General features: G+C 55.9%; 26 protein-coding genes. 11 read left to right on the top strand and 15 right to left on the bottom strand.

The genetic code is table 11. The annotated features are described in order from the left end of the window. Window position 1: 1 nt before the first annotated feature. The 3 genes from BMY49_RS08915 to BMY49_RS08905 all read right to left on the bottom strand — a co-directional run bounded on the left by BMY49_RS08915 (window position 2) and on the right by BMY49_RS08905 (window position 2,527). A complete protein-coding gene (locus tag BMY49_RS08915; RefSeq protein ID WP_058578318.1) occupies window positions 2–934 on the bottom strand; it encodes an NAD(+) kinase in 933 nt (310 codons plus the stop codon). Window positions 935–1,046: 112 nt separating this feature from the next. Further along, a complete protein-coding gene (locus BMY49_RS08910; RefSeq protein WP_044629748.1) occupies window positions 1,047–1,916 on the bottom strand; it encodes a carboxylate/amino acid/amine transporter in 870 nt (289 codons plus the stop codon). An 86-nt stretch (window positions 1,917–2,002) separates the two neighbouring features. After that, window positions 2,003–2,527 (bottom strand): YqaE/Pmp3 family membrane protein, encoded by a 525-nt coding sequence (locus BMY49_RS08905; RefSeq protein WP_044629749.1) that lies wholly within the window; start codon window positions 2,525–2,527, stop codon window positions 2,003–2,005. Between the two features lie 145 nt (window positions 2,528–2,672). Between BMY49_RS08905 and BMY49_RS08900 the strand changes: the two genes are divergently transcribed. The 6 genes from BMY49_RS08900 to BMY49_RS08875 all read left to right on the top strand — a co-directional run bounded on the left by BMY49_RS08900 (window position 2,673) and on the right by BMY49_RS08875 (window position 10,729). After that, window positions 2,673–3,080, top strand: coding sequence for a CBS domain-containing protein (locus BMY49_RS08900; RefSeq protein ID WP_044629750.1), 408 nt, complete (start codon window positions 2,673–2,675; stop codon window positions 3,078–3,080). Between the two features lie 278 nt (window positions 3,081–3,358). After that, window positions 3,359–3,718, top strand: coding sequence for a hypothetical protein (locus tag BMY49_RS08895; RefSeq protein WP_044629751.1), 360 nt, complete (start codon window positions 3,359–3,361; stop codon window positions 3,716–3,718). A 27-nt stretch (window positions 3,719–3,745) separates the two neighbouring features. Further along, window positions 3,746–4,609: an AraC family transcriptional regulator gene (locus BMY49_RS08890; protein WP_044629752.1), complete on the top strand. Its 864-nt coding sequence runs from the start codon at window positions 3,746–3,748 to the stop codon at window positions 4,607–4,609. Window positions 4,610–4,868: 259 nt separating this feature from the next. Further along, on the top strand, window positions 4,869–8,060 hold the full coding sequence (gene putA, locus BMY49_RS08885) for a bifunctional proline dehydrogenase/L-glutamate gamma-semialdehyde dehydrogenase PutA (protein WP_089675404.1): 3,192 nt from the start codon (window positions 4,869–4,871) through the stop codon (window positions 8,058–8,060). A 299-nt stretch (window positions 8,061–8,359) separates the two neighbouring features. Then, on the top strand, window positions 8,360–9,850 hold the full coding sequence (gene putP, locus BMY49_RS08880) for a sodium/proline symporter PutP (protein ID WP_044629754.1): 1,491 nt from the start codon (window positions 8,360–8,362) through the stop codon (window positions 9,848–9,850). Window positions 9,851–10,102: 252 nt separating this feature from the next. After that, entirely contained in the window at window positions 10,103–10,729 is a 627-nt protein-coding gene (locus BMY49_RS08875) for an OmpW/AlkL family protein (protein WP_062375358.1), read from the top strand. A gap of 91 nt (window positions 10,730–10,820) precedes the next feature. Here the strand turns inward: BMY49_RS08875 and BMY49_RS08870 are convergent, their stop codons facing one another. Beyond that, window positions 10,821–11,153, bottom strand: coding sequence for a YqcC family protein (locus BMY49_RS08870; protein WP_044629756.1), 333 nt, complete (start codon window positions 11,151–11,153; stop codon window positions 10,821–10,823). A gap of 285 nt (window positions 11,154–11,438) precedes the next feature. Here BMY49_RS08870 and BMY49_RS08865 point away from each other — a divergent pair, with 285 nt between their 5' ends. From BMY49_RS08865 to BMY49_RS08850, 4 genes are all read left to right on the top strand, one after another. After that, on the top strand, window positions 11,439–12,491 hold the full coding sequence (locus BMY49_RS08865; RefSeq protein WP_089675403.1) for a DUF3549 family protein: 1,053 nt from the start codon (window positions 11,439–11,441) through the stop codon (window positions 12,489–12,491). A gap of 52 nt (window positions 12,492–12,543) precedes the next feature. Continuing rightward, window positions 12,544–12,984, top strand: a complete 441-nt coding sequence (locus BMY49_RS08860; protein WP_062362040.1) for an ATP-dependent zinc protease family protein — start codon at window positions 12,544–12,546, stop codon at window positions 12,982–12,984. Between the two features lie 40 nt (window positions 12,985–13,024). Beyond that, window positions 13,025–13,933: a 30S ribosomal protein S6--L-glutamate ligase gene (rimK, locus tag BMY49_RS08855; RefSeq protein ID WP_044629759.1), complete on the top strand. Its 909-nt coding sequence runs from the start codon at window positions 13,025–13,027 to the stop codon at window positions 13,931–13,933. 88 nt (window positions 13,934–14,021) lie between these two features. Further along, window positions 14,022–14,468, top strand: a complete 447-nt coding sequence (locus tag BMY49_RS08850; RefSeq protein ID WP_044629760.1) for a hypothetical protein — start codon at window positions 14,022–14,024, stop codon at window positions 14,466–14,468. A gap of 21 nt (window positions 14,469–14,489) precedes the next feature. On the opposite strand, the gene BMY49_RS08845 is transcribed toward BMY49_RS08850, so the two are convergent. The 10 genes from BMY49_RS08845 to BMY49_RS08800 all read right to left on the bottom strand — a co-directional run bounded on the left by BMY49_RS08845 (window position 14,490) and on the right by BMY49_RS08800 (window position 23,086). Continuing rightward, entirely contained in the window at window positions 14,490–15,278 is a 789-nt protein-coding gene (locus BMY49_RS08845) for a SanA/YdcF family protein (RefSeq protein WP_083602213.1), read from the bottom strand. An 18-nt stretch (window positions 15,279–15,296) separates the two neighbouring features. After that, the gene (gene sufT, locus BMY49_RS08840; protein ID WP_058578313.1) at window positions 15,297–15,866 is read right to left on the bottom strand and encodes a putative Fe-S cluster assembly protein SufT; all 570 of its coding nucleotides are present in this window, start codon (window positions 15,864–15,866) and stop codon (window positions 15,297–15,299) included. An 8-nt stretch (window positions 15,867–15,874) separates the two neighbouring features. Beyond that, window positions 15,875–17,140 carry a cysteine desulfurase gene (locus BMY49_RS08835; protein WP_089675402.1) on the bottom strand — a complete coding sequence of 422 codons (1,266 nt, stop codon included), beginning with the start codon at window positions 17,138–17,140 and terminating at the stop codon, window positions 15,875–15,877. A 14-nt stretch (window positions 17,141–17,154) separates the two neighbouring features. Continuing rightward, window positions 17,155–18,495 carry a Fe-S cluster assembly protein SufD gene (gene sufD, locus BMY49_RS08830; RefSeq protein ID WP_089675401.1) on the bottom strand — a complete coding sequence of 447 codons (1,341 nt, stop codon included), beginning with the start codon at window positions 18,493–18,495 and terminating at the stop codon, window positions 17,155–17,157. Then, window positions 18,492–19,241 carry a Fe-S cluster assembly ATPase SufC gene (gene sufC / locus BMY49_RS08825; RefSeq protein WP_044629764.1) on the bottom strand — a complete coding sequence of 250 codons (750 nt, stop codon included), beginning with the start codon at window positions 19,239–19,241 and terminating at the stop codon, window positions 18,492–18,494. The genes sufD and sufC overlap by 4 nt, the downstream gene beginning before the upstream one ends. Before the next feature lie 70 nt (window positions 19,242–19,311). Beyond that, on the bottom strand, window positions 19,312–20,754 hold the full coding sequence (gene sufB, locus BMY49_RS08820) for a Fe-S cluster assembly protein SufB (RefSeq protein WP_044629765.1): 1,443 nt from the start codon (window positions 20,752–20,754) through the stop codon (window positions 19,312–19,314). 69 nt (window positions 20,755–20,823) lie between these two features. Next, the gene (locus BMY49_RS08815; protein WP_054641091.1) at window positions 20,824–21,288 is read right to left on the bottom strand and encodes an SUF system Fe-S cluster assembly regulator; all 465 of its coding nucleotides are present in this window, start codon (window positions 21,286–21,288) and stop codon (window positions 20,824–20,826) included. A 261-nt stretch (window positions 21,289–21,549) separates the two neighbouring features. Beyond that, on the bottom strand, window positions 21,550–21,891 hold the full coding sequence (locus BMY49_RS08810; protein ID WP_054641090.1) for a zinc ribbon domain-containing protein YjdM: 342 nt from the start codon (window positions 21,889–21,891) through the stop codon (window positions 21,550–21,552). Window positions 21,892–21,984: 93 nt separating this feature from the next. Further along, on the bottom strand, window positions 21,985–22,461 hold the full coding sequence (locus tag BMY49_RS08805; protein ID WP_054641089.1) for a YbhB/YbcL family Raf kinase inhibitor-like protein: 477 nt from the start codon (window positions 22,459–22,461) through the stop codon (window positions 21,985–21,987). 52 nt (window positions 22,462–22,513) lie between these two features. Next, complete coding sequence (locus tag BMY49_RS08800; protein WP_058578309.1) at window positions 22,514–23,086, bottom strand: hypothetical protein; 573 nt, start codon at window positions 23,084–23,086, stop codon at window positions 22,514–22,516. A gap of 159 nt (window positions 23,087–23,245) precedes the next feature. Between BMY49_RS08800 and BMY49_RS08795 the strand changes: the two genes are divergently transcribed. Beyond that, window positions 23,246–23,707: a flavodoxin family protein gene (locus tag BMY49_RS08795; RefSeq protein WP_062375349.1), complete on the top strand. Its 462-nt coding sequence runs from the start codon at window positions 23,246–23,248 to the stop codon at window positions 23,705–23,707. A 95-nt stretch (window positions 23,708–23,802) separates the two neighbouring features. Here BMY49_RS08795 and BMY49_RS08790 read toward each other — a convergent pair whose 3' ends face one another. Further along, complete coding sequence (locus BMY49_RS08790) at window positions 23,803–24,066, bottom strand: group II intron maturase-specific domain-containing protein (protein WP_276325977.1); 264 nt, start codon at window positions 24,064–24,066, stop codon at window positions 23,803–23,805. Window positions 24,067–24,072: the final 6 nt, after the last annotated feature.

Here is a 24,072-nt window from a genome sequence, read left to right as displayed (position 1 = left end):
ATTAATCCCCTAGCCGGTGGCTCCAGCCGAGTTTACTGCGCAGCACGTCATAGAAGTTGTGCCCAATGGGATGCACTAATTGAACGCGCTCCGGCTTACGGGTGATAACCAAGACATCGTCAGGCTTGGCCACCGCGCGGGTTTGCCCGTCACAGCTAATATGGGGGTAGGTCTGATTGGTTTCGCCAATATGAATGCGTATTTCGCTGGCCGCATCAATCACAATGGGCCGACTGGAGAGCGTGTGCGGGAACATCGGCACCAGCGTCACCACATCCAACTTAGGGTGCATAATCGGCCCACCACCGGAAAGCGCATAGGCGGTAGAGCCGGTTGGAGTGGCGACAATCAGCCCATCGCTGCGCTGGCTGTAGACAAACTGCCCATCGATAAACAGTTCAAACTCAATCATGCGGACCGCTTTACCGGGGTGCACCACAACTTCGTTAAGCGCGTCGCCATTTCCTACGGCGACCCCATTGCGGTAGAGCACGGCATCCAGCAAGAAGCGCTCTTCAACCTCAAACTCCCCCGCCAGCACTTCGCCTACCCGGGTCTCTAACTCATCGGGAGAAATATCGGTTAAGAAGCCCAGCCGCCCGCGATTGACGCCTAGAATCAGCGTACCACTGCGGCACAGGGTGCGTGCAGCGCCTAACAAGCTGCCATCGCCGCCCACCACAATCACTAAATCGCACAGTTCACCCAACATGCGGCGGCTAGCTTCAGGTAAGCCGTGTTGGGGCAGCGCCGTGGCGGTGCGGTCTTCGATGAGTACCTTATAGTCATGCTCCGTTAAGTAACGGACCAAGCGTTGAAGCGAGTCGACAACTTTGTCGCTGCCTAAGCGGCCAATCAAGCCAATCGTCTTGAACGGCTTCACTGGGTGACTAAGGCTACCGGGGTTGGAACCTGACGATGGGGTATTAGACATGGGCGACTCTCGCTAGCATCAGCCCACATTATGGAGAGGAAGACAGTATCGAGCAAATCACCCGGTGCGCCAGAGATAAGCCTTCCGCACCGGGAAAAATCAGCGGTTTAGCTTAGGCAGCCGCCACCTTGCGACGCTGCAGCCACCAGTGGTTTAGCCACAGCGAAGCGCCCATGATCGCCGCCCCCAAAAGCAGTTTGCCCACATCAGCATCGCGGTTCCAAATCACCAGGTTAACGACCAAACCAGCCGGCACCAGCGCATTGTTCATAATCGCCAGGGTGCCCGCATCTACCTTGGTTGCCCCTTGGTTCCAGGCAAAATAGCCAACACCCGATGCCACCAGCCCCAGCCACGCCAATACGCCCCACTGCAGAGTGGTGGATGGCAGCGCGGCGCTATTACCAAACAGCAAGAAGGCAGGCAGCGCTACCAGCATAGCCCCGATAAAGAACCAGCCAAACACGTTATGCCAAGCAAGAGTGGGCGGCAGGTCTGCCGCTAGGCGGCGGTAACCGACTTGGCCGATGGCGAAACATAGGTTAGCGCCCTGCACGACCAAAAAGCCGAGCCAGAAGCCGCTGTCGATGCCGTCATAACGAATCACCCCGGCGCCTAGTACTGCCAAAATAGCTGTTACCAAATAGATCGGCGTAAAGCGTTTGAACATCAGGTCATCCAACAACGCGATATACACCGGCGTAAAGATGGTAAACAGCAGCACCTCAGGCACGGAGAGTAGCAAGAAGGAGTGATAAAAGAAGGTGTACATGATGCCTAACTGGATCGCGCCCAGCGCCATCAATGCCAAGCGCTGCTTACCGCGCAGCAGGCTTGGGCGCAGAAAAGGTAGGAACACCAGCATTGCCAGGGTCACGCGGACCAGCACGGCAAAGTAGCTATCAACCTGACCCGCCAAATACACACCAATTAAAGAGAACGAAAACGCCCAGAGCGCCGTTACGCCAACCAAATAGCCCATCAGTAAACCCCAAGCAAAAAGAAAGTTGACGGGGATTATACGCCTTTAGAATCCCCTGCCAATGGGCCAAAAGCGTAAGGCGGTTTTTACCGTTTATTCAGCCAAACAAGTGCATAGACAACACCGGGCAACCAACCTATTAGTGTCAGCACGACACTGATTAATACACGCTGGGCCCCGCCTTCGGTTAAACCAACGGCTAAGGGCGGTAGCAGCACGGCCAGGGCGCGATAAGCTAGCTGTAAGTTGGCAGGTTCTTTCGCGGGTGTGGCGGGTGGTTCTGGTGAAGTTTTTTCTTCAGGGGCTATAGGCTTCGCTGAGGGGGTAAAGTGCCCAACGGCCGCTTGTGCTTTCTCGGCCTGCTCCTTTTCATGGGCAAGCGCTTTACGGTGCGCCTCTTTATCTATTTTTTGCTCTAGGGTGTCTGCGCCCTCTGCCAAGTCGTCGTGGTAGCGCTCCCAATCTTCCCAGTCGTAGGGTGTCCCCGAGTTGGGCCGATGACTGCCTGCGCCACGGGCACGCTCCCAGGCTTTCTCTTCCAGCGTATTGGGCCTGTCAGGGTCTCGATCTAGGCCAACGCCTTTACGGTTCAGATATTCACGAGCATCCATAACGACTCCTCACAGCATTTGAAGCGGGCTTGAAAAATTGGCAAAGCGTTGAATAGAGACAGTATGGGGTCAGCACAGGGTGAGTTAAATCACCTACAGTAAGAGAATCGGCAGTGGCCTGTCGATCACGTTAAGGAGTGCTCCAATGAATAAAAAAATCCCGGATACCGTACGCGATATTATGTCCCGCGACTGCTACCGCGTCTCTAGAGAAACGTCTATCACTACCCTTGCCCAAGGGCTTGCCCTGCACCGTTTGCCGGGCGCCCCGGTGGTGGATACGGCTGACCGCTTAATCGGCTTTATCTCTGAGCAGGATGTTCTGGGGCACGTGCTCGACAGCATTTACCATGACCACGAAGCGCCGTTGGTCCGAGAGTTAATGCGTCAGGACGTGCTCACTACCTCCCCCAATAAAAGCGTGACCGATTTAGCGCAGGAAATGCTGGGCGCGAAACCGAAAATTTATCCGGTCGTCGAACAGCATCGCTTAGTGGGCATCGTCACGCGTCGGGACATTTTGATGGCCTTACTAATGATTCGCCGCCATTAGACGCTTGAACACCTGCGGCATGATGCTAATAAAGGTACCTACAAAAAAAACCGCTGCTTGAAACAAGCAGCGGAAGCAAGGGATCGAAAACAATAGCCAGAACAACACTATTAGCGACTGCTATCGCGATGTTGTCTGTACATACTCAGACACCCTGCAGAGAAAAAGTTCGCAAAAGGTTAAAATTTTCGTCTCAGCAGGCGCAGGCGTATACTAGGTGGCTATTCTCAACTGGGCGCATAAGCTGGCGTCTATCCTGATGTGGCCAGGAGCTATGCATGGCACTTTACTTACTGGTGTTTGGCGTTTGTTTACTGGTAATGGGGGCTGTGTTGCTGGTGCTGATGAACGCAGGAACGCCTCGCTACCGCACCGAGCCCAAGGATCTGATCGCGCTGTTTGATAAGGCGCTGGAGAGCAAGGTCAGCGAGACCGAGTGGAATGCTCTGATTGGCTACCCTATCCGCCATGATGAGTATTTAGACAACGTTCGCCGCCGTGCCTCACACCTAATGGATACACACGGGCGACGCTGGCAGATTGCTCAGGGCAAGCCGCTCCTCAACCAGGAGGGTTACGCGGAGCTAAAAGCATTACGTGATCATTTAGCGGCACATACAGCGCTTCGTCAGCGCTAACAGAGCAGCAGCGACGAGGAGAACCGTATGCCGAGTACCATTCGTCAAATACCCCTGGAAACGGCGACGAAGCATCACTCCCATGACTTCCATCAGATAGTGATCACGCTATGTGGCTCTTCTGAATTTGAAATCGAGGGGTTGGGCGGCCGTGTAAACGCTTTTTCCGGCTGCATCGTGCCTGCTAACCACGAGCACTACTATTCTGGCAACGGCCATAATCGTCAGTTGATTCTAGATTTACCAGAAGATGCTCCCGCTTTGACGGGTGAGCACCGTGAATTGGTGGCGCTATTTGATGCGCCGCGCTTTTTTGCCTTAGACAGCCCGCTGCGCCACTATCTTACCTTTGTCGAGAGCGAACTGGCCCGGGGATTAGACAACTCTGCCACCTCGTTTCAGCAAGACCGCCTAGCGGCCACGCTGTTAGGCTCGCTAAAAGCCCGCCTAGGTGCCTCAGGGAGCGCTGCCCAGCGACGCATTGACCTTAACCAGATTGACCGGTTTATCCGCCGTCACTTAGCCGATGAGCTGCGGGTGGCCGACCTGGCCAAGCTCGCCTGCCTGAGCGAAGCACATTTTTCTGAGCGTTTTCGCGCCCAAACCGGCCTCTCCCCCTGGCAGTATGTACGACGGCAGCGGCTTCACGCGGCACGCCAGTTGGTCATGCAAAGTCGTTTGCCACTTACCGATATCGCCATACAAACAGGGTTTGCCAACCAGAGCGCGCTGTCCCATGCGTTTCGCCGCAGCTACGGAGCCTCGCCGCGCCAGCTACGCCAAGGCTTTGCCAGCCCCTCCTTAGATACCAACAATCGTTCAACGGCTCATTCAACGGCGTTATCACCCTCAGCCACCCCCGCAGGGGCAAGCGTGCTCTCGTCTCGCTGATATTACGTTGGTGGATGTAGTAAAAAAGTCGCGTTGTTTGCCGCTAGCGAGCCGCACCCAACTCTACTAAAGTCGTAAATAGGCACAGCTTGCCGTGAAATTGACACGTTTTGCCACGAAAACGACATACACCTAACGACGGCTAGCTCTACATTCGAACGTCAGTCTGGGCATCTGCCCTGCCACCACTTTTTGAACGCTAGCTGACACAGCTATTCGTTCAAGCTGTTCGTTTCAGACCTGTCTTACGGGGGCCTCAATGCTCAATGCTAAAAAAATGCGTGACCCTGCCACCTGGCAAACCGACCTTGATACGCTAATGCAGCGTGTCAGCGAACACTATATCGTCGATGAAGATGCCTACGTCAGCGAGCTGATTAAACTGCTCAACGCCGACCAAGACGATTTTTCGCGCATTGAGGCCAACACGGCAGCGCTGGTGCGCGACGTTCGCAACATGGACACCGCCGTCGACACCATCGACGAGCTGCTTCAGCAGTACAGCCTGGATACCCACGAAGGGCTGATGCTGATGTGTCTTGCCGAGGCGATGCTGCGTATTCCCGATAAAGCCACCGCAGATGCGCTGATCGAAGACAAGCTAGGCCCAGCGGATTGGCAGTCCCATGTAGGCAAGAGCGAGTCGTGGATGGTCAACGCCTCGACCTGGGGCCTGCTGATGACCGGCCGCGTGCTGAAGCTGGACCATCCGAAAGAGGGCCAGCCCGCCCACTTTATTAACCGTATGGTTAATCGTATGGGCGAGCCGGTGATTCGCCGGGCGATGATGGAAGCGATGAAAATCATGGGCAAGCAGTTCGTGCTTGGCCGCGATATTAACGAAGCCCTGAAACGCTCTAAGCCGCTATTCAATAAAGGCTATACCTACTCTTACGATATGCTGGGTGAGGCCGCGCGCACTCGCGCCGATGCCAAGCGCTACTTCGACGACTACGCCCGCGCCATCGAGCAGGTAGGTAAAGCGTGCCAGACCCTGGGCGACAAAACCCCGGCACCGTCAGTCTCCATCAAACTCTCTGCCCTGCACCCCCGCTATGAGTTTGGCCGCCGCGAACAGGTACTGGCCGAGCTGGTAGATACCGTCATTCAACTGGTCACCAAAGCGCGCGAGCTGGATGTGGCGGTGACCATTGACGCTGAAGAAGTCGACCGTCTGGAGCTTTCTCTGGAAGTCTTCCGCGCGATTTACCAGAGCGACGCCGTCAAAGGCTGGGGCCACTTTGGCCTAGTGGTTCAGGCATACTCCAAGCGTGCTCTGCCAGTGCTGCACTACATCAACCGCTTGGCGGATGAACAAGGCGATGAAATTCCGCTACGCCTAGTAAAAGGTGCTTATTGGGATAGCGAAATCAAAGAGTCTCAGCAGCTTGGTATCGATGGCTACCCGGTCTATACCCGCAAGGCGTGTACCGATGTGGCCTACTTGGCCTGCGCGCAGTTCCTACTGTCTGACGACACCCGTGGCCGCATCTTCCCTCAGTTTGCGACGCACAACGCCCACACCGTGACCACCATTCTGGAGCTGGCGAACCACGACAGCCGGCCGTTTGAATTCCAGCGCCTGCATGGCATGGGCGAAGCACTTTATGATGCGGCCCTGGAGCGTGCGCCTAAAGGCACCTACTGCCGCATTTACGCGCCGGTCGGTGCGCATAAAGACCTGCTGCCCTACCTAGTGCGCCGCCTGTTGGAAAACGGTGCCAACTCGTCGTTCGTTCACCAGATTGTCGACCCGGACGTGCCGGTGGAGTCGCTGTGCCAGCACCCCATCGAAACACTGCGCCAGCAAAAAACCTTCTACAACAAGCGCATCCCGCTGCCAAAAGACATCTACGGGCCGAAGCGTCGCAACTCCCGTGGGGTCAACTTAAACATCCGTAGCCACTACTACCCGCTGATGGAGAAAATGGCGACGTTCATGGATAAGCAGTACCCCACCAAGCCGCTGCTAGCGTTTGATGTGGCCGACGATAGCGCCAATACCCATAGCGTCACTTCGCCTTTCGACCGCCGCCAAACCGTCGGCAGCGTGCAGTGGACCAGCAAAGAGCAGGCAGCGAAAGCCCTCGACGCTGCCTGGGAAGCCTTCCCGCGCTGGGACGCGACTCCCGTAGCCGAGCGCGCAGCGATTGTGCGTCGGCTGGGCGACCTGATGGAAGAGCACATGGCGGAGCTGATGACACTCTGCTCCCGTGAAGGCGGCAAGCTGCTCACTGACGGCGTCGATGAAATCAAAGAAGCGGTTGATTTCTGCCGTTACTACGCCATGCGCGCTGAAGAGTCGTTTGGCGAACCCATCGAACTGCCTGGCCCGACCGGTGAATCCAACCGCTTGATGATGGGTGGTAAAGGTGTTTTTGCCGCCATCAGCCCTTGGAACTTCCCGGTCGCCATCTTCTGCGGGCAAATCGTTGCCGCTGCGGTCGCAGGCAACACTGTTCTGGCGAAACCCGCTGAACAGACCTCTATTGTCGCCCACCGCGTTATCGAGCTGCTATACGAAGCCGGTATGCCCCGTGATGTGGTGCAGCTGCTGCCGGGTGACGGCCCTACCGTGGGCAGCGTGCTGACTTCTGACCCGCGCATTACCGGCGTAGTGTTTACCGGCGGTACCGACACAGCGCAAATTATTAACCGTGCTCTCGCCGCTCGTGATAACGCGCCGCTACCCACGCTGATCGCTGAAACCGGCGGCATGAACGCGATGATCGTTGACTCCACCGCCCTGCCCGAGCAGGTCGTCGTGGATGTCATTCAGTCTGCCTTCCAGAGTGCTGGCCAGCGCTGCTCTGCCCTGCGGGTGCTTTACCTTCAGGAAGATGTTGCTGACCGCGTTATCGAAATCCTCAAGGGGGCAATGAGCGAACTGCGCATTGGCGACCCTCGTGACCTGGGTACCGATGTCGGCCCGGTCATTGATGAAGACGCCCGTAAAGGCTTAATGGAGCACATCGAGAAGCTCAAAGGCGAGAACCGCTTAGTAGCCGAAACACCGATGGCCGCCGAGCACACCCAGCACGGCACCTTTGTACCGCCGGTCGCCTTTACCATTGACAGTATTGACGCCCTGACGCGCGAGCAGTTTGGCCCGGTGCTGCACATTGTGCGCTTCAAAGCACGTGAGCTTGATAAGGTGATCAACGATATTAATGGCCGGGGTTATGGCCTGACATTTGGGGTGCATAGCCGTAACGAATCCTTTGCCGCTGAAATAGCGCAGAAAATTCGGGTAGGCAATGTGTATATCAACCGTAATATCATCGGTGCTGTTGTTGGCGTTCAGCCGTTCGGTGGCCAAGGGCTGTCAGGTACTGGCCCTAAAGCAGGCGGGCCGCACTATTTGCAGCGCTTTGTGACCGAAAAAACGATTACTAATAACACCGCCGCCCTGGGTGGCAACGCGTCGCTTCTGGCGCTAGGCGATGAGTGAACGGCTCATCAATACTACTAACCTGAACTCCTGAAAAGGAACCGTCTCATGGTTGACAATAATAGAGCGATTGCCTTCACATTCGCGGCCCCTCCAGGCCGTGTGCTGGGCATAGGGAACATTGCACATAAACGTAGCCATAACCTCTCTAATGACATCCCTAGCGGTTACTCGCTAGGGTCAGCGACTTGAGTACGAAAAGGGGTTAACAACAACAAGACTGCGCGGCGGCCAACGTTACTTGGTCGGCGCAGGCACCTGTCGGAGCTAGCTCCGTCCTGATGAATTGGAGATATTTTATGGATATTGGCGTTTGGGTCAGCCTTTTTGCCTACTTTGCGCTCATGATTGCCATCGGCGTTTATGCTATGCGCAAATCGACATCTACGTCTGAGGATTACATGCTGGGTGGCCGTACCCTCAGCCCTAAAGTAGCCGCCCTGTCGGCTGGCGCGTCGGATATGAGCGGCTGGCTGCTACTGGGTTTACCAGGGGCGATGTTCGTCTCTGGCTTGGGTTCGGCCTGGATCGGGATTGGCCTATTTGTGGGCGCACTCTTTAACTGGATTCTGGTCGCGCCGCGCCTTCGTGAACAGACAGTTCACTATGGTAACGCGATTACCATTCCAGCCTTCCTAGCCAACCGCTTCCCCACTCGGGCGCTGTCGCTGAGAACGGTGTCCGCTATCGTCATCGTGATTTTCTTCGCCGTTTACACTGCTTCTGGCTTGGTCGCAGGCGGCAAACTGTTTGAGAGCGCCTTTGCTGGCGTTATCAACATCGGTGGTATGAGCGACTACGCGGTGGGTGTGGTAATCACGCTGGGCGTGGTGCTGGCCTACACCGTGGTTGGCGGCTTTTTGGCCGTGAGCATGACGGACTTTGTGCAAGGCTGCATCATGATGCTGGCTTTGGTCATCATGCCAGCAGTAGTACTGTTTGGCGAAGGCGGTGGTGGCTTTACTCAAGCCTCACAGACCCTCAATGAAGTTGATCCCACGCTGCTGTCGTGGACTGAAGGGTTGACGTTCATTGGGTGGCTCTCTGCCGTTACCTGGGGCCTGGGCTATTTTGGTCAGCCGCATATTATCGTGCGCTTTATGGCTATCCGTACACTGAAAGATGTTCCGATTGCCCGCAACATCGGCATGAGCTGGATGGCTATTTCCCTGATCGGTGCGGTCTCTCTCGGCATCTTTGGTCGCGCCTATGCGGTTCGCAATGGGATGGAAGTCCAAGACCCGGAAACGATCTTTATCATCCTGGCTGAGTTGCTGTTCCATCCGCTGATCACCGGCTTCCTCTACGCGGCCCTGCTTGCTGCTGTGATGAGTACTATTTCTAGCCAGCTGCTGGTGTCATCTTCATCACTGACCGAGGACTTCTATCGCCTGTTCCTGCGTAAAGAAGCTACAGACAAAGAGTGTGTGGCCGTAGGTCGTGTCAGTGTTGTGCTAGTGGGTCTGATCGCAGCCGTGATTGCCTCTGACCCGAACTCGCAAGTGCTGGGGCTGGTGAGTAACGCTTGGGCAGGTTTTGGTGCCGCCTTTGGCCCGCTGATTATTCTGTCGCTGATGTGGTCGCGTACAAACGGCGCAGGTGCTATCGCCGGTATGGTGGTGGGTGCTGCCACGGTTATGATCTGGATTGCGCTGGGCTGGAACGGCTCCTTCATGGGTGGCCCTGGCGTTTACGAGATCATCCCGGGCTTTATCGCTTCCTTCATTGCCATCCTGGCAGTAAGCAGCATAACCGCCGATGCTGGCGAGTATCAGCATATTGAACGCTAAACGAGCGTAACGTCGCTTAATTAGCCTAAGGCTTAACGGGTTGCAGTTAACCCGTTAAGCCTCCTCTTTTTTTAGCCCCTTCTTTAGCCCCTTCTCCCTTCAGATATTTACCTTGCTAGGCGCTGAACCTATCAGTTCACAGCTCTTTGCCCTAGGTCAATAACGCTCCCTCGTTGGCTCGATACACTGGCTATATGGTTTACGACAACTTTAAACCACTCACCCACCATGTTATCGGTCAGGAGCGACGCTATGCGCCATTTATCACCGCCTACCCTACTCGCCACTGGGCTTGCCGCTGCCACCTTAGCAGTTAGCAGCCAAGCCGTTGCCTATGGCGCTGGCGATTTCTTTACCCGCGTTGGCGTTGCCAACATCGCGCCGAAAAGCGACAACGGCTCGCTCGCAGGTGGTGCCTTCGCGGTCGATGCTCAGGATAAAACCGACTTCGCTTTCACCCTGGGCTACCGTTTCCACGACAAAATGGGCGTGGAGCTACTGGCTGCGCTCCCTTTCGAGCATGACATTGAACTCAACGGTGACAACCTAGCATCAACAAAGCTCCTGCCGCCCACTCTAACGCTACAGTATTACCCACTGGGTGGTAGCGACTCTCAAGTACAGCCCTACGTGGGTGCGGGTATTAACTACACGCGCTTCTCCGATGAGAGCCTCGCCATTGGCGAACTTGAGCTAGACGACTCATGGGGCGCGGCCGCTCAAGTTGGTGTTGATCTACTCATTGATGACCACTGGGCACTCAACGCCGCTGCCTGGTACTTAGACATCGACACCGACGCCTCTATTAATGGCGCAGGTGCGGGCACCGTCGAGATTGACCCCATGGTGGTCATGGCAGGCTTGAGCTACCGCTTCTAGCTTCTAGCTTCTAGCTCCCACCTTCGCTAACACGTAAAAAATGCCCAGAGCTTGCCTCTGGGCATTGATTTGGTCTGCCTTACTCGCGTGGTTAATTCTCTGTGACCAGCTTGTCGACACGCTCCACCGCTTTCACTACCAATAGCTGATCGCTTGCTCTTACCTTCTCCTGCATTAAATACGCCGCCACCGCTGGAGCGACTTCACACTTGGCGGGCATGGCAGCCTCGGCTTCAATAAGTGCATTTAAGCGGGCAACAAAGACATAGCGCACCCACTGGGGCAGCGACATGGTATCAATACAAAAAGGCTGCTGACTGGCAAAAGCGGCCGCATCTGGGGTGGGCGTGCGCCACAGATTAGCAGCCTTCATGGCGGCTTCAAGCTCAAGAAGCGCGGTTTGAAGCTGTTGATGGACGCTCATAAGCACCTTATGGGTTGGTCATATTTAGCGTTCATTATCCCAACTCTGTGGGTAAGTTGCCACTCAAAGGCGTGCTCAATGGAGTTATTCACCGATTCACAGAAAACCTGCAAGAGGCTGTGGATAAACTATGGAAAGGTGTCGCCACCGCTAGTCTCACGCGGCTTACGCAAAGTTGCTCATTTTTTAACCACTTAGATGATAAAGCATGGATAAATCAGCGGTTGCGGCTGACAGTGGCAGAACAGCAAGGTAGAGTGCAGGCTTGAAATGCGGAAGGATGTCATGCAGCCAATTAACACCCTTGATGAATTTTTTACACGCAGTGGCGCTGAGGTGTCGCTTTACCATATGGGGCGCAGAGTGACTGCCTGCTCCAGGGAAACCCTGCGCGCGTTTGAAAATGCCGAACAGGCCTGGCCTGAACCGTGGCAAGGGCAAGCACGCCTGGGGATCGTCTTTCGCCTAGGGGCAATGGAAGAGCCTGCTATCTGGTTTTTAGCGCTGCCACTGGATGAGCAAGGCATGCTATCGCCCGCACAGCGCGATGGCTTTATTAACCGCCTATTGGAAACCCTGGGTCGCAATGCCGCTGCTTCTGACCCGACTGTGCTCGACGCTGCAGAATCAGCAGACGTGGACCATTTAATGAAGGATAATCCGCCGGCCTTTACGCCTGATATCACCTTTCAGGCCATGCTCAATGCCCGGGCCACCTATGCCAGCGCCCTACCTGCCAGCCAGCACCTAGAGCCTGTAGAAGCCTATTTAAGTGGCCAACAGACGATTGATTGGCAAGCCCTGGGACTACAAGGCATCGCCGATTATGTCGTACGTTTGGACACACCAACGGCAGATGCCCTAGCGCTACGTATTCCTCAACTGCCGGTGAGCGTTATTCATTCGCTCTGCTACTGCCTTGAGCATCAGCCACTGTCTGAAGCGCTCATTGATGCGTTGCGGACACGAGGCGAGCAGGCGGCCAGCAGCGGCGATTTAGAAACGCTCTGCGCCTGCGTACGTAGCGTGGGTAGCTCAGCGCCGGCTTTTGCAGGCGACTGGTATACCAACCTACTAAACGATAGCGCGGCCTGCGGCCCCGACCTGATGGCCGCCATCGCCGGGCGCGGTTGGCCATTACTGGAAGATGCCGAGCGTTTACCATTATTCTTACAACGTTTAGCAGAGGATGAGCGCAGCCACTTTGCGGCCGTTGTGCGCGATATCGCTTTAATTCCTCGGCTGCGTCTGCCCGTCATGCTGACCTTGCGCGACGCCCCAGCAGGCTCGGCTATCCAATCGCGTTTGTCGGCCATGCAGCCTAACCAAAAAGGCTAGCAGGAATCGTCATCACTATGTCTTGTTTCTCTTATATCGTCAGGAGTGCGCTGTGAAGGAATTACCCTATCAGGCCAAAGCGGTCATCGGCCGCCGTGAAATGGTGACGTTACCTGAACTAGGGCTTCACCTTTGCTGCAAAGCCGATACAGGCGCACGGACATCGGCGTTGCACGCCGAAGACATTGAAAGCCATGAAGATGCTGATGGACAGTTATGGGTAAGCTTTATTACCCATAGCGGTGGGCCAGAGACGCCTGCCCACCGCTATCGCCTGCATTTACACGACCGTCGCCGCGTCACCAGCTCGAACGGCCATAGCGAGTGGCGCTATGTTATCCGTACCCCAATGCAACTGGGCGAACTGAACTTTCCGGTTGAACTTACTTTGACCGACCGTAGCAATATGCGCCACGCGATGCTGCTGGGCAGGCGCGCTATGCGCCGCCTACTGGTGGCCCCCGGCGCTGCATTTTTGCACGGCGAGCCTTAAACACATTTAAACGACGACCCTTTTTGGCCCGGAGCCCTGCATGCATATTGCCCTGCTTTCCCGTAACCGTAACCTTTACTCTACGCGCCGACTGGTGGAAGCCGCCGAACAGCGCGGCCATACCGCCCGAGTGGTCGATACCCTGCGCTGCTACATGAGCATCGCCTCGCACCACCCTTCTATTCACTATAAAGGCGCAGAGATTGAGCCGTTTGATGCGGTGATTCCGCGTATTGGCGCCTCGGTGACTTTCTACGGCTGTGCGGTACTGCGCCAGTTTGAAATGATGGGCACCTACGTGATTAACGATTCGGTCGCGATTACCCGCTCCCGGGATAAGCTGCGCTCGCTGCAGCTGCTGTCGCGTAAGGGATTAGGCCTGCCGATTACCGGCTTCGCCCACTCACCAGATGATATTCCCGACCTAATCACCATGGTGAAAGGCGCGCCCCTGGTGATTAAACTGCTGGAAGGCACCCAGGGTATTGGTGTGGTATTGGCTGAAACCAACCAGGCCGCTGAATCCGTCATTCAGGCCTTTATGGGCATGAAAGCCAACATCATGGTTCAGGAATACATCAAAGAAGCACGCGGTGCGGATATCCGCTGCTTCGTGATTGGCGATAAGGTCGTGGCATCCATGAAACGTCAGGCCGCCGACGGCGAGTTCCGCTCCAATCTTCACCGTGGCGGCACTGCTAGTGTGATCCGCATCACCCCGGAAGAGCGTTCCACCGCGATTCGTGCAGCCAAGGCGATGGGACTGCGCGTCGCGGGCGTGGATTTGCTTCGCTCTAACCACGGCCCGGTGATTATGGAGGTCAACTCTTCACCAGGTTTGCAGGGCATCGAGAGCGCTACCGGTAAAGATATTGCCGGCATGATCATCGAGCATATCGAAAAGAATGCAGTGCCTGCTCGCAAAGCACCACCCAAGCCTAAAGGCTAACGGTCAATTGCAAAAATAATCCCTATTAGGGGTGGCAAATCAACGCCGCCCCCCCCACAATCTGCGTCACCGAAGGAGGTAGACGCTCATGTTTCTCGACAATCGCCAAGTGGCGATGGACAGCGTGCTGGAAGCGCTGGCCGATAGCATTGATTATTTCCAGGATAATATCGAACGCCTGCGCCCCTCGCTGCGCGATGCACTGAAGCCGCACTATACTGAGCGACTCAAGCAGATGCGTAAGCTGCAGGAACTTGCCCGCGCGCACTTAAAAATGCTGCCTCGGGATGCTGACGTTGAGCGTGATGACTTCTTATGGCTCTGGAGCCGTTTAAAGAGCTTCGTTGGCAACGATAGCCAAGTCTTGATCAATGAGCTGTTAGAACAAGAGCGTGTACTGATGCAGGCCCTCTCAACCTTGTTTACCCACCCCCTACCCGACCCGATCGAACCGGTAGTGGATGAGTGCATGCGGGGATGCCGTAAGCTGATTCGCGAGCTATACAACCTGCAAAAACGTAATACTCGCCGCTAACTTTGCGGCGTTAACTCGGCTTTAATGCTCAGGGACTGTATATGCCTGCAGTGACTGCTGAAAAAATAGAGCGGCGTTGATATTGACGGTCGCCTCAGGCGTGTTTTCGCTACTCTCTTCTCTACTTTTATCGCCGCCCTCCTGGCGATGAAGCTCGATAGGCTCTGCGGGGCCGAGAAAGTAGGGCTCCCTCTGCCATAAGTAGAGATCTCCCAGAGTAGCAATTCGCGCTACCCATTCACGCATTTTTAACCGCCACTCATCTGCCGCTGACTGCTCCTCAGCAATACAGCCCGTCACTTCCATTCCCAGCGCACGCCCGATAAAAATAGCCCGAGGCAAGTGCCAACTCTGGGTAACCAGCAGCGCCTCTTTAAGCTGAAACACATCCCGCGCCCGCACCATCGTGTCATAGGTGCTGAAGCCAGCGAAATCCATTGTCAGTTGCTCCGCAGACACCCCTCGGCGATACAGATCGCGCCACATGGCACGCGGCTCATTATAGGCTTGGGTGCGATTATCGCCAGAGATGAGCAGATGCTGAACACGCTGGTCAGCGATAAGGCGTGCAGACGTTCGCATGCGGGCATGAAAATGCGGGTTACGTAGCCCACTACGAGTCCAGTGAGAGGTGCCAAAGACAATCGCCACGTCTGTGGGTTGGCACTGCTCTAAATGACCGTCGATATAGCGTGCGGTACTTGCAAGCACCCATAAATTACCGGCTATAAATAGCAATGTCGCCAGTAGCAGCAAGGCTCCTAGCGACATTAGAAAACGCTTTATCCAACGTAATAACAGGCTGTGCATCCAGCTCCCCAGCAGGGGTTAGAACATGCCGAGCTCAAGCTTGGCTTCATCGCTCATCATGTCACGACTCCAGGGTGGGCTAAAGACAATTTCGGTATGCACCTTGCTGATCTGCGGCGCTCCCAGAATCTTGTTGCGCGCATCGGCAGCGATGACATCGCCCATGCCGCAGCCAGGCGCGGTCAGCGTCATACGGATAGTGACTATCCGCTCGCCACTAATCAAGCGCTCGATCCGACAGCCGTACACCAGCCCTAGATCAACAATATTCACCGGAATTTCCGGGTCAAAGCAGGTGCGCAGCTGATCCCAGACAAACTGCTCAATCTCTTCATCAGTAGCACTTTCTGGCAGTGTCGGACGTGGCAGCGACTCAAGCCCCAGCGCATCAAGGTTACGCCCTTCAATGAGATACAAGCGGCCTTCAAAACCAACACTCACCGAGCTACCTTTGGCTTGCATTACGCTGACAATACTGTCTTCCGCCAGCGTATCCGTTTTGCCGAACGGAATCGCGATAGCCTCTACATCCCGCTGGAGCGGGAGTTTTTGACCGCGCTCAAGACTCGCAATTTGCTCGATATCCATAGATGTCCTTAGCGTACCATTCCAATCACACGGTTGAGCGCTGCCACAAACGTGTCTACTTCATCAAGGGTATTGTACGCAGCAAACGATGCACGACAGGTCGCCTCAACGCCAAAGTGATGCAGCAGCGGCTGGGCGCAGTGGTGCCCGGTACGAATTGCTACACCCAGCTGGTCAATCAGCAGGCCAATATCCTGCGAGTGAGCACCTTCAACAACGAAGGAGAGCACGCCCGCTTTATGCGGCGCAGTACCTAATATCCGTAGGCCCTCAATGCCACTCACCGCCTGGGTTGCATGGTTGAGCAGCACGGCTTCCCACGCACCAATCGCCTCAACGCCAACGCCCTCCATCCACTCAAGCGCACGGCCAAGCGCAATCACTTCGGCAATGGCGGGGGTACCCGCTTCAAATTTATGCGGAATATCCGCAAAGGTGGTACCTGCATCAAAGGAAACGGTTTTGATCATTTCACCGCCACCCTGCCAAGGCGGCATGGCCTCTAGCAACGCCTGCTTGCCATATAGCACGCCAACACCCGTTGGGCCGTACACTTTATGGCCTGAAAACGCATAGAAATCCGCATCGATAGATTGAACGTCCACCTGCTGATGCGGCGTCGCTTGGGCGCCATCCACCAAGATGAGCGCGCCATGCTGATGCGCCAGCGCTGCCATCTCTTTCACGGGGTTGATCGTACCCAGTGCGTTAGAGACGTGATTCACCGCCACCAGTTTCGTGCGCTCACTCAAGAGTTCACGATACGCCTGCATATCGAGCGCCCCGTGCGCGTCCACTGGGATGACCTTGATCGTGAAGCCGCGCTCCGCCGCCAGCAGTTGCCAGGGAACGATGTTGGAGTGGTGCTCCAACATCGAGATCAGCACTTCGTCTCCGGCATTTAGCTGGCTGCGGCCCCAGCTTTGGGCCACTAAATTGATCGCTTCAGTGGTGCCCCGCGTGAAGATGATTTGGCGGGCATCTTCGGCATTGAGAAACGCTTTAACACGATGACGCGTGGCTTCAAAGGCTGCCGTCGCTTCATCGGCGAGCGTATGCAAGCCGCGGTGAATATTGGCGTTGTAGCGCGCGTAGTAATCGCTAAACACGTCAATCACCTGCTGCGGCGTTTGGCTGGTGGCGGCATTATCCAAATACACCAGCGGCTTGCCGTGAACCTCACGATTCAAAATCGGGAAGTCGCGGCGTAGCGCTTCAACGTCATAGGCCGCAACGCTGCGCTCGGTAGGCTTCTCAATCACGCTATGGGGCATTGATGACTCCTTGATTAATCGTTGAGCGCAGCCGCCGCTTCAACCAGTCCGGCGAGATTGAAACGCTCAGGCAGTTTACCGGCTACCGCCAGCTCAACGCGCTCGGCAATAGCATCAAGCGCCACTTGCTCAAGTACTTCACCAGCGAAGGCGAGGGTTAACAGGCCACGTGCCGTGGCTTCGTCGATACCCCGGGTACGCAGTGCGTAGATCGCATCCTCGTCCAACTGACCGGTGGTGGTGCCGTGGGAGCACTTCACGTCGTCGGCGTAGATTTCGAGCTCGGGTTTTGCGTCGATTTGCGCGCGATCTGACAGCAGCAGGTTCTGGTTGCTCTGGAAGCCTTCAATCTTCTGACTATCGCGCTTCACGTACACTTTGCCATTGAAGACACCGTGAGCGCGATCATCCAGAATGCCTTTGTAGTTCTCGTTCGAGAACGTCAGTGGCGCGTTGTGGTTCACCTTAGTGTGGTTATCCACGTGCTGGCGACCCTGGCCAAAGAACAGGCCGTAGAAGTTCGTTTCAGCGCCCTGACCGTTCAAGTCACTGACCAGGTCGTTGCGCACCAGCGCGCCACCCAAATTCAGGTTGTACGAGGTGTAGCGGCTGTCGCGGTTCTGCTCGACGTGAATGCTCGCTACGTGCAGGTCACCAATGGGTGCTTCCTGGAGCTTGTAGTGGTTCAAAATTGCCCCACGGTCCAGCATTAGCTCTGCCACGACGTTGGTAAAGTTGGCGGCATCCGCCTCACCCACGTAGTGCTCAATGAGGGTAGCTTCGCTACGCCCAGCGGCTTCGACCAAAATGCGCGGATGGCTCATCACCGGCGTCCCCGCACGAGACAGGAACTGCAGCAAAATGGGCTTTTCGACGACGGTGCCCGGCGCGATGCGCACCACTGCGCCCTCTTCCATAAAGGCGGTATTTAAAGCGGCGAACGTGGAGAAATCGACCCCGGTTAAACGCCCCAGCGGGCCGCCCACGGCTTCATGGTTCTCGGCCAGTGCCTTAGAGAGCGGCATCACCTGCACGCTGTCGGGAAGCGCATCGAGGTCCGATAGCGCTGCCGAAAACACACCGTCCACGAACGTCAGCCGGTAAGCATCCAGGGGCAGCGTGAGGGCAGCCGCCTGGGCCTGAGAGAACTCGGCGTTCTCTGCCAAGGCAAAGTTGCCCTGGGCGATGGCGCGAACATCGGTGTATTTCCACTCTTCATCGCGGCGGGTCGGGAAGCCCATTGCTTCGAAGCGAGCCGCGCCCGCCTGGCGGCGAGCGGCGATCCAGGTAGGCTCTCCAGCGCGCTGCTGACTGCGCGCCGCTAGCGTGTCCAGAAAGGTTTGGGTATCGCTCATGCCACGGACTCCTCAATGCCTTCGTAACCGTTGGCCTCTAGCTCTTTGGCAAGCTCGGCATCGCCAGTTTTGACAATACGGCCATCGACCAGAACGTGGACCTTGTCCGGCACAATGTAGTCCAGCAGGCGCTGGTAGTGGGTGACCAACAGAATGGCGCGCTCTTCGGCACGCAGGCTGTTCACACCGTCCGCGACGACTTTCATGGCGTCGATATCGAGGCCAGAGTCGATTTCATCCAGCATGGCCAGCTTCGGCTGTAGTACCAACATCTGCAGGATTTCGTTACGCTTTTTCTCGCCGCCGGAGAAGCCTTCGTTCACTGCACGCTGCAGGAAGCTAGCATCCATTTTCATAAAGCCGAGCTTCTCTTTGACCAGCTTCATGAATTCCGGCGCGGGCATTTCGCCTTCACCGCGCGCAGCGCGCTGAGCGTTAAGCGCAGACTTCAGCAGGTAAATGTTTTTTACCCCTGGGATTTCCACCGGATACTGGAAACCTAGCAGCAGGCCCGCTTGGGCGCGCTCTTCGATTTCCATTTCCAGCACGTCCTTGCCTTCAAACGTGATGCTGCCTTGGGTCACTTCGTAGCCATCTTTACCAGCAATAACCGCTGACAACGTGGATTTACCCGCGCCGTTGGGGCCCATGATGGCGTGCACTTCACCGGCATTAATGGTGAGCGTCAGGCCTTTCAGAATCTCTTTGCCTTCGACGGTGACGTGTAAATCGTTAACTTGCAACATAGTGATCGCCTTTTAAATACTTGCGGGTCGCGAGTGCGACGCCCTAAAAATAAGTTGGGTGCCGGAGCGGTTAGCCCACCGCGCCTTCCAGAGTGACATTGAGCAGTGCTTCCGCTTCCACCGCGAACTCCATCGGCAACTCTTGGAAAACATCTTTACAGAAGCCATTCACAATCATGCTGACCGCATCTTCTTCTGAGATACCGCGGCTCTGGCAGTAGAAGAGCTGATCTTCACCGATTTTAGAGGTGGTGGCTTCGTGCTCAATGGTCGCGGTGCTGTTGCCAATTTCCTGATAGGGGAACGTGTGGGCACCACACTTGTCGCCAATCAGCAGCGAATCGCACTGGGTAAAGTTACGCGCGCCCTTGGCACGCGGCCCAATTTTGACCAAGCCACGGTAGGACTGGTCGCTCTTACCCGCTGAAATACCTTTGGCAACGATATAGGAGCGTGTACCTTCACCAATATGAATCATCTTGGTGCCGGTATCCGCTTGCTGGCGACCGTTCGTTACTGCAACAGAGTAGAACTCACCGATGCTGTCTTTACCGCGCAGCACGCAAGAGGGGTATTTCCAGGTAATTGCAGAGCCAGTTTCTACCTGCGTCCAGCTGATGCGGGAACGCTCACCACGGCAGTCTCCGCGCTTGGTCACGAAGTTATAGATGCCGCCCTTACCCTCTTCATCACCGGGGTACCAGTTCTGAACGGTGGAGTACTTGATGTAGGCATCGTCCAATGCAACCAGTTCGACCACGGCAGCGTGCAACTGGTTTTCATCGCGCATGGGTGCGGTGCAGCCTTCCAGGTAGGAGACCTCGGCACGATCCTCGCAGATGATCAGCGTGCGCTCGAACTGGCCCGTATTGGCCGCGTTGATACGGAAGTAGGTAGACAGCTCCATCGGGCACTTCACGCCTTTTGGCACGAACACGAACGAGCCATCAGTGAACACGGCGGAGTTTAGCGCAGCAAAATAGTTATCAGCCACGGGCACTACCGTCCCCAGGTACTGCTTGATCAAATCCGGGTAGTCACGAATCGCTTCGGAAATGGAGCAGAAAATCACGCCCGCTTCCGCCAGCTCTTTTTTGAAGGTCGTCGCAACCGAGACGGAGTCGAAGACCGCATCGACGGCAACCCCTGCCAGGGCGGCACGCTCGTGCAGCGGAATACCCAGTTTCTCGTAGGTTTCCAGCAGTTTAGGGTCTACCTCGTCGAGGCTTTGGGGACGATCTTCTGGGCGCTTGGGCGCACTAAAATAGGAGATCTCTTGGTAATCGATGGGCGGATAGTTCAGGTGTGCCCAGGACGGCTCTTCCATCTTCAACCACTGACGGTAAGCGTCCAGGCGCCACTCCAGCATCCACTCCGGCTCGCCTTTCTTCTTGGAGATGAAGGCGATGGTGTTTTCATCCAGGCCAGGTGGCAGTGTGTCGCTTTCAATATCGGTTACAAAGCCATCTTTGTACTCGCGACGAACCAACTGTTCCATTTCTTCGCTTGCCATGGTGATACCCTCCGGGCAGTTGGGTGGCGAGGTTAGCTCGCCGTGAATAGGGTTAAATTGCCTAACGGTTTAAGCCGATGCCGCCGATAGGCTGATACTTTGAATCGGTAACTGTACGGGTAGCTTGATGGGCGCGGTGTCCGCCAAGTGAGCAAGCGTCACGCTTTCAAGCAGCGTGCGAATAGCCAACGATACCCGCTGCCAGTTATCTGCTACGCCACAAGTGGCGACCAGTTCACAGCCGCCTTCCGCTTGGCTGCACTCGGTCATGGCGACCGGCCCTTCAATCGCACTGATAATGTCGGCGGCAGTAATTTTCGAGGCGGGACGCGCTAAGCGGTAACCGCCTTGGGCACCGCGCTGCGACTCCAAAAGCCCTGCTTTCACCAGCATCTTAAGGGTTTTGCTCACCGTGGGATGGGGCAATTGAACCGCTTCTGCTAAGTCAGCCGCCGCATGCGACGCCTGGGGATGACGGGCAATTTGTGCCATCACCACAGCGGCATAATCTGTCAGCCGAGAAAGCTTGAGCATAGTCACTCCCGTTTTCCATCACGTTAGGGCGAGCCGTTGGCTTACCCGTTAATTGAGTACCATTTTAGTACTGTATAAATTTGATGTGAAGCCCTTCTGCAAAATCCTTATCAAATAGCGCGACTTCTTAGCACGTTCGCGGCTGATAACATCAAAAAAGCCAATCATTATCATTTAGAGAAGCTATGACAGCTCGAAAAATAAAGCCCACGAGATTCATCGCAGGCTTGGAGAGGGAACTAGGATGATCTTAGCTCGATGCTAAGCTTTTTTGACAAAGATGGACTTCAGCTTCATGGGGCCAATCCCATCGACTTTGCAGTCGATATCATGGTCACCGTCTACTAAGCGAATATTCTTCACTTTGGTACCCACTTTCACAACGGAGGAGCTGCCTTTCACTTTGAGATCTTTAATTACAGTGACGGTGTCACCATCAGCCAGCATATTGCCGTTTGCGTCACGGATGCCTGAGCCCGCCTCCACTTCGCTTGATTCGCCGTCCTTAGACCATTCATTACCACACTCTGGGCAAACGTATTGAATGCCATCGTCATAGGTAAACTCAGAGGCGCAAGCAGGACAGTTGGGCATATCACTCATCAAAGGCTCCATCGCAGCAGACAATCACACAAACATTAGCAAGCGACGGAGCCTACACGGCTTCAGCGGAATGCTCCAGCCTGGGGAGGTAAATCAGGCGCGCTCGTAGGTGCCGACGAGACGGTTCATGCCTAACAAGTGAGGCTCAACGGCGCTCAATAGTTCAGGCAACGTAAGTCCTTCCGGCAGCATTGTTTGTTCATCCAGCGCCAGCACCCAGAAATAGTAAAGGTGGCTGCCGTGGCCTTCTGGGGGCATGGGCCCGCCGTAGCCAGGTTTACCAAAATCAGCCATACCCAACGTGCCTAGCGTGGTGTTTTCATCCAGCGAGGTGATATCCCCCGGCAGGTTGTAAAGCACCCAGTGCACAAACCCGTAGCTGCCCTCTTTCACCAGCGGGGCATCAGGGTCGTGGCAGATCACCGCAAACCCTTTGGTGCCTTCCGGAGCCCCTTGCCAAGCGAGCGCAGGGGAAACATCGTCGCCCTCACCCGTGTGCTTGGCAGGAATCGCTTGATGGTTACCAAAGGCCGTGCTGGTGACTTGCATGCTAGATAGTGCAAATGCCATAGAGCTCTCCTAATCAGCGAAATAAGGGGCAAGGGTCAATGTAGCGAATGTGTTAGCGCAACTCCAACTGTGTCGCATAGCGCTCCCACCACTGCTGAGCAATGCGCCGATTTTCCCCATTGGCGCTTGGGTCCAGTACCGTCGGCAGTTGAACGGCTTCGCCGCCGGTTTGGAAGGTCACGAGCGGGTCTTGTGTGGCTAACTGCAATGCGTAGAGCACCAGCATAAGTTCGTACTGGTCCTCGGTATTGAGGCGGGCAAACAGCAGCGGAACGGCAGGCATACCTATTTCGCCCAGACGCTCGGCTGCGATATACCAGGGTCTTGGGTTATCGGGCCCACCATACTGGCTGACAAAACGGCGGTCGGATAACCGGCTCACATAGTAAGCGGCGTCCTCTTCCGGGCTCGCCTGCAGCGGGGGTGCCCAATCTTCCGCCTGTGCCATTCTGACGGGTTGATAGCTCGATGCGGCTGCAGCAGGAACTATCTCTTCACTGCTCGCGGCAGGAGCTGAACGGCTGTCGTTACGGGCTGGGGCACTTGGTTGACCCGCACACCCTGCCAACAACAGCGTTAATGAACAAAGACTGGCGATCCCTATCATTTTGGCCTGCTGACGCATGACGCGATTCCCTTTTTGATCGTTCAACACGGAACACCCTATCCCATACGCGGTTTTAAAGCGTTTGATTGGTTTGCCCTAAGACCTCTAGGCTGTGTCATTAAGTGCTGTCAGTGTGGCACCTCTTGAACACACCGCCAATTGCCTGAAGACATCCTCATGAAACGCTTATTAATCGTCGCTCACTCGCCCTCCGTCAATACCCAGGCATTGTGCCGTGCCGTACACCATGGCGCTGAACACGAGGACATCGAGGCGGTGGAGTGCATTGTCAAAACGCCTTTCGAGGCGGGCCCAGCGGATATTCTCGCCTGCGATGGCATTGTGCTGGGCACCACCGAAAACCTTGGGTACATGAGCGGCGCGCTGAAAGACTTTTTTGACCGCAGCTACTACAGCGTACTAGAAGAGAAGCAGGGCCTGCCCTGCGCGCTCTATATTCGCGCGGGCCATGACGGCACGGGCACCCAACGGGCGGTGGAAAGCATCATCACCGGGCTACGTTGGCGCTGGGTACAGGACCCGCTTATTTTTCGCGGCGAGTGGCAGGAGGCCTTCACCCGCCAAGCCGAAGAGCTGGGCATGATCATGGCCGCTGGACTGGATAACGGGCTATTTTAAAGGTCTGTTTTAAAGTACTTTAAATCGGGTAGGGGCCGGGGTCACCCCCGGCGCCCTCCCACACCACCGGGCATACGGTTCCGTACCACGGCGGTTCATGAAGAACGACTAAGCCATCTTACCGTATCGAGTACCGAGATCAGACCCAGACGGTCGAACCACTTCCGTGGCAGGGCCTGATTCATGTGCGACGCTCCGGCGTTCCACCAAGGGCCTCGACCATTTCCCGCTGACTTCCAGGCACGTTGCTCGTCCAGACCCAGTGCCAGGAGTTTCCGGCGCCGGGTTTGTGGGCGCTTCCATTGCCGCCAGATCACGCAACGTAGTCGGCGTCGCATCCATTGATCCAGCGCTTCCAACGGGCG

It is taken from the genome of Vreelandella aquamarina, assembly GCF_900110265.1.
Classification (GTDB): Bacteria; Pseudomonadota; Gammaproteobacteria; order Pseudomonadales; family Halomonadaceae; genus Vreelandella; species Vreelandella aquamarina.
Note: the sequence above shows the minus strand (reverse complement) of the source record. Positions and strands in the feature narration are given on the sequence as shown.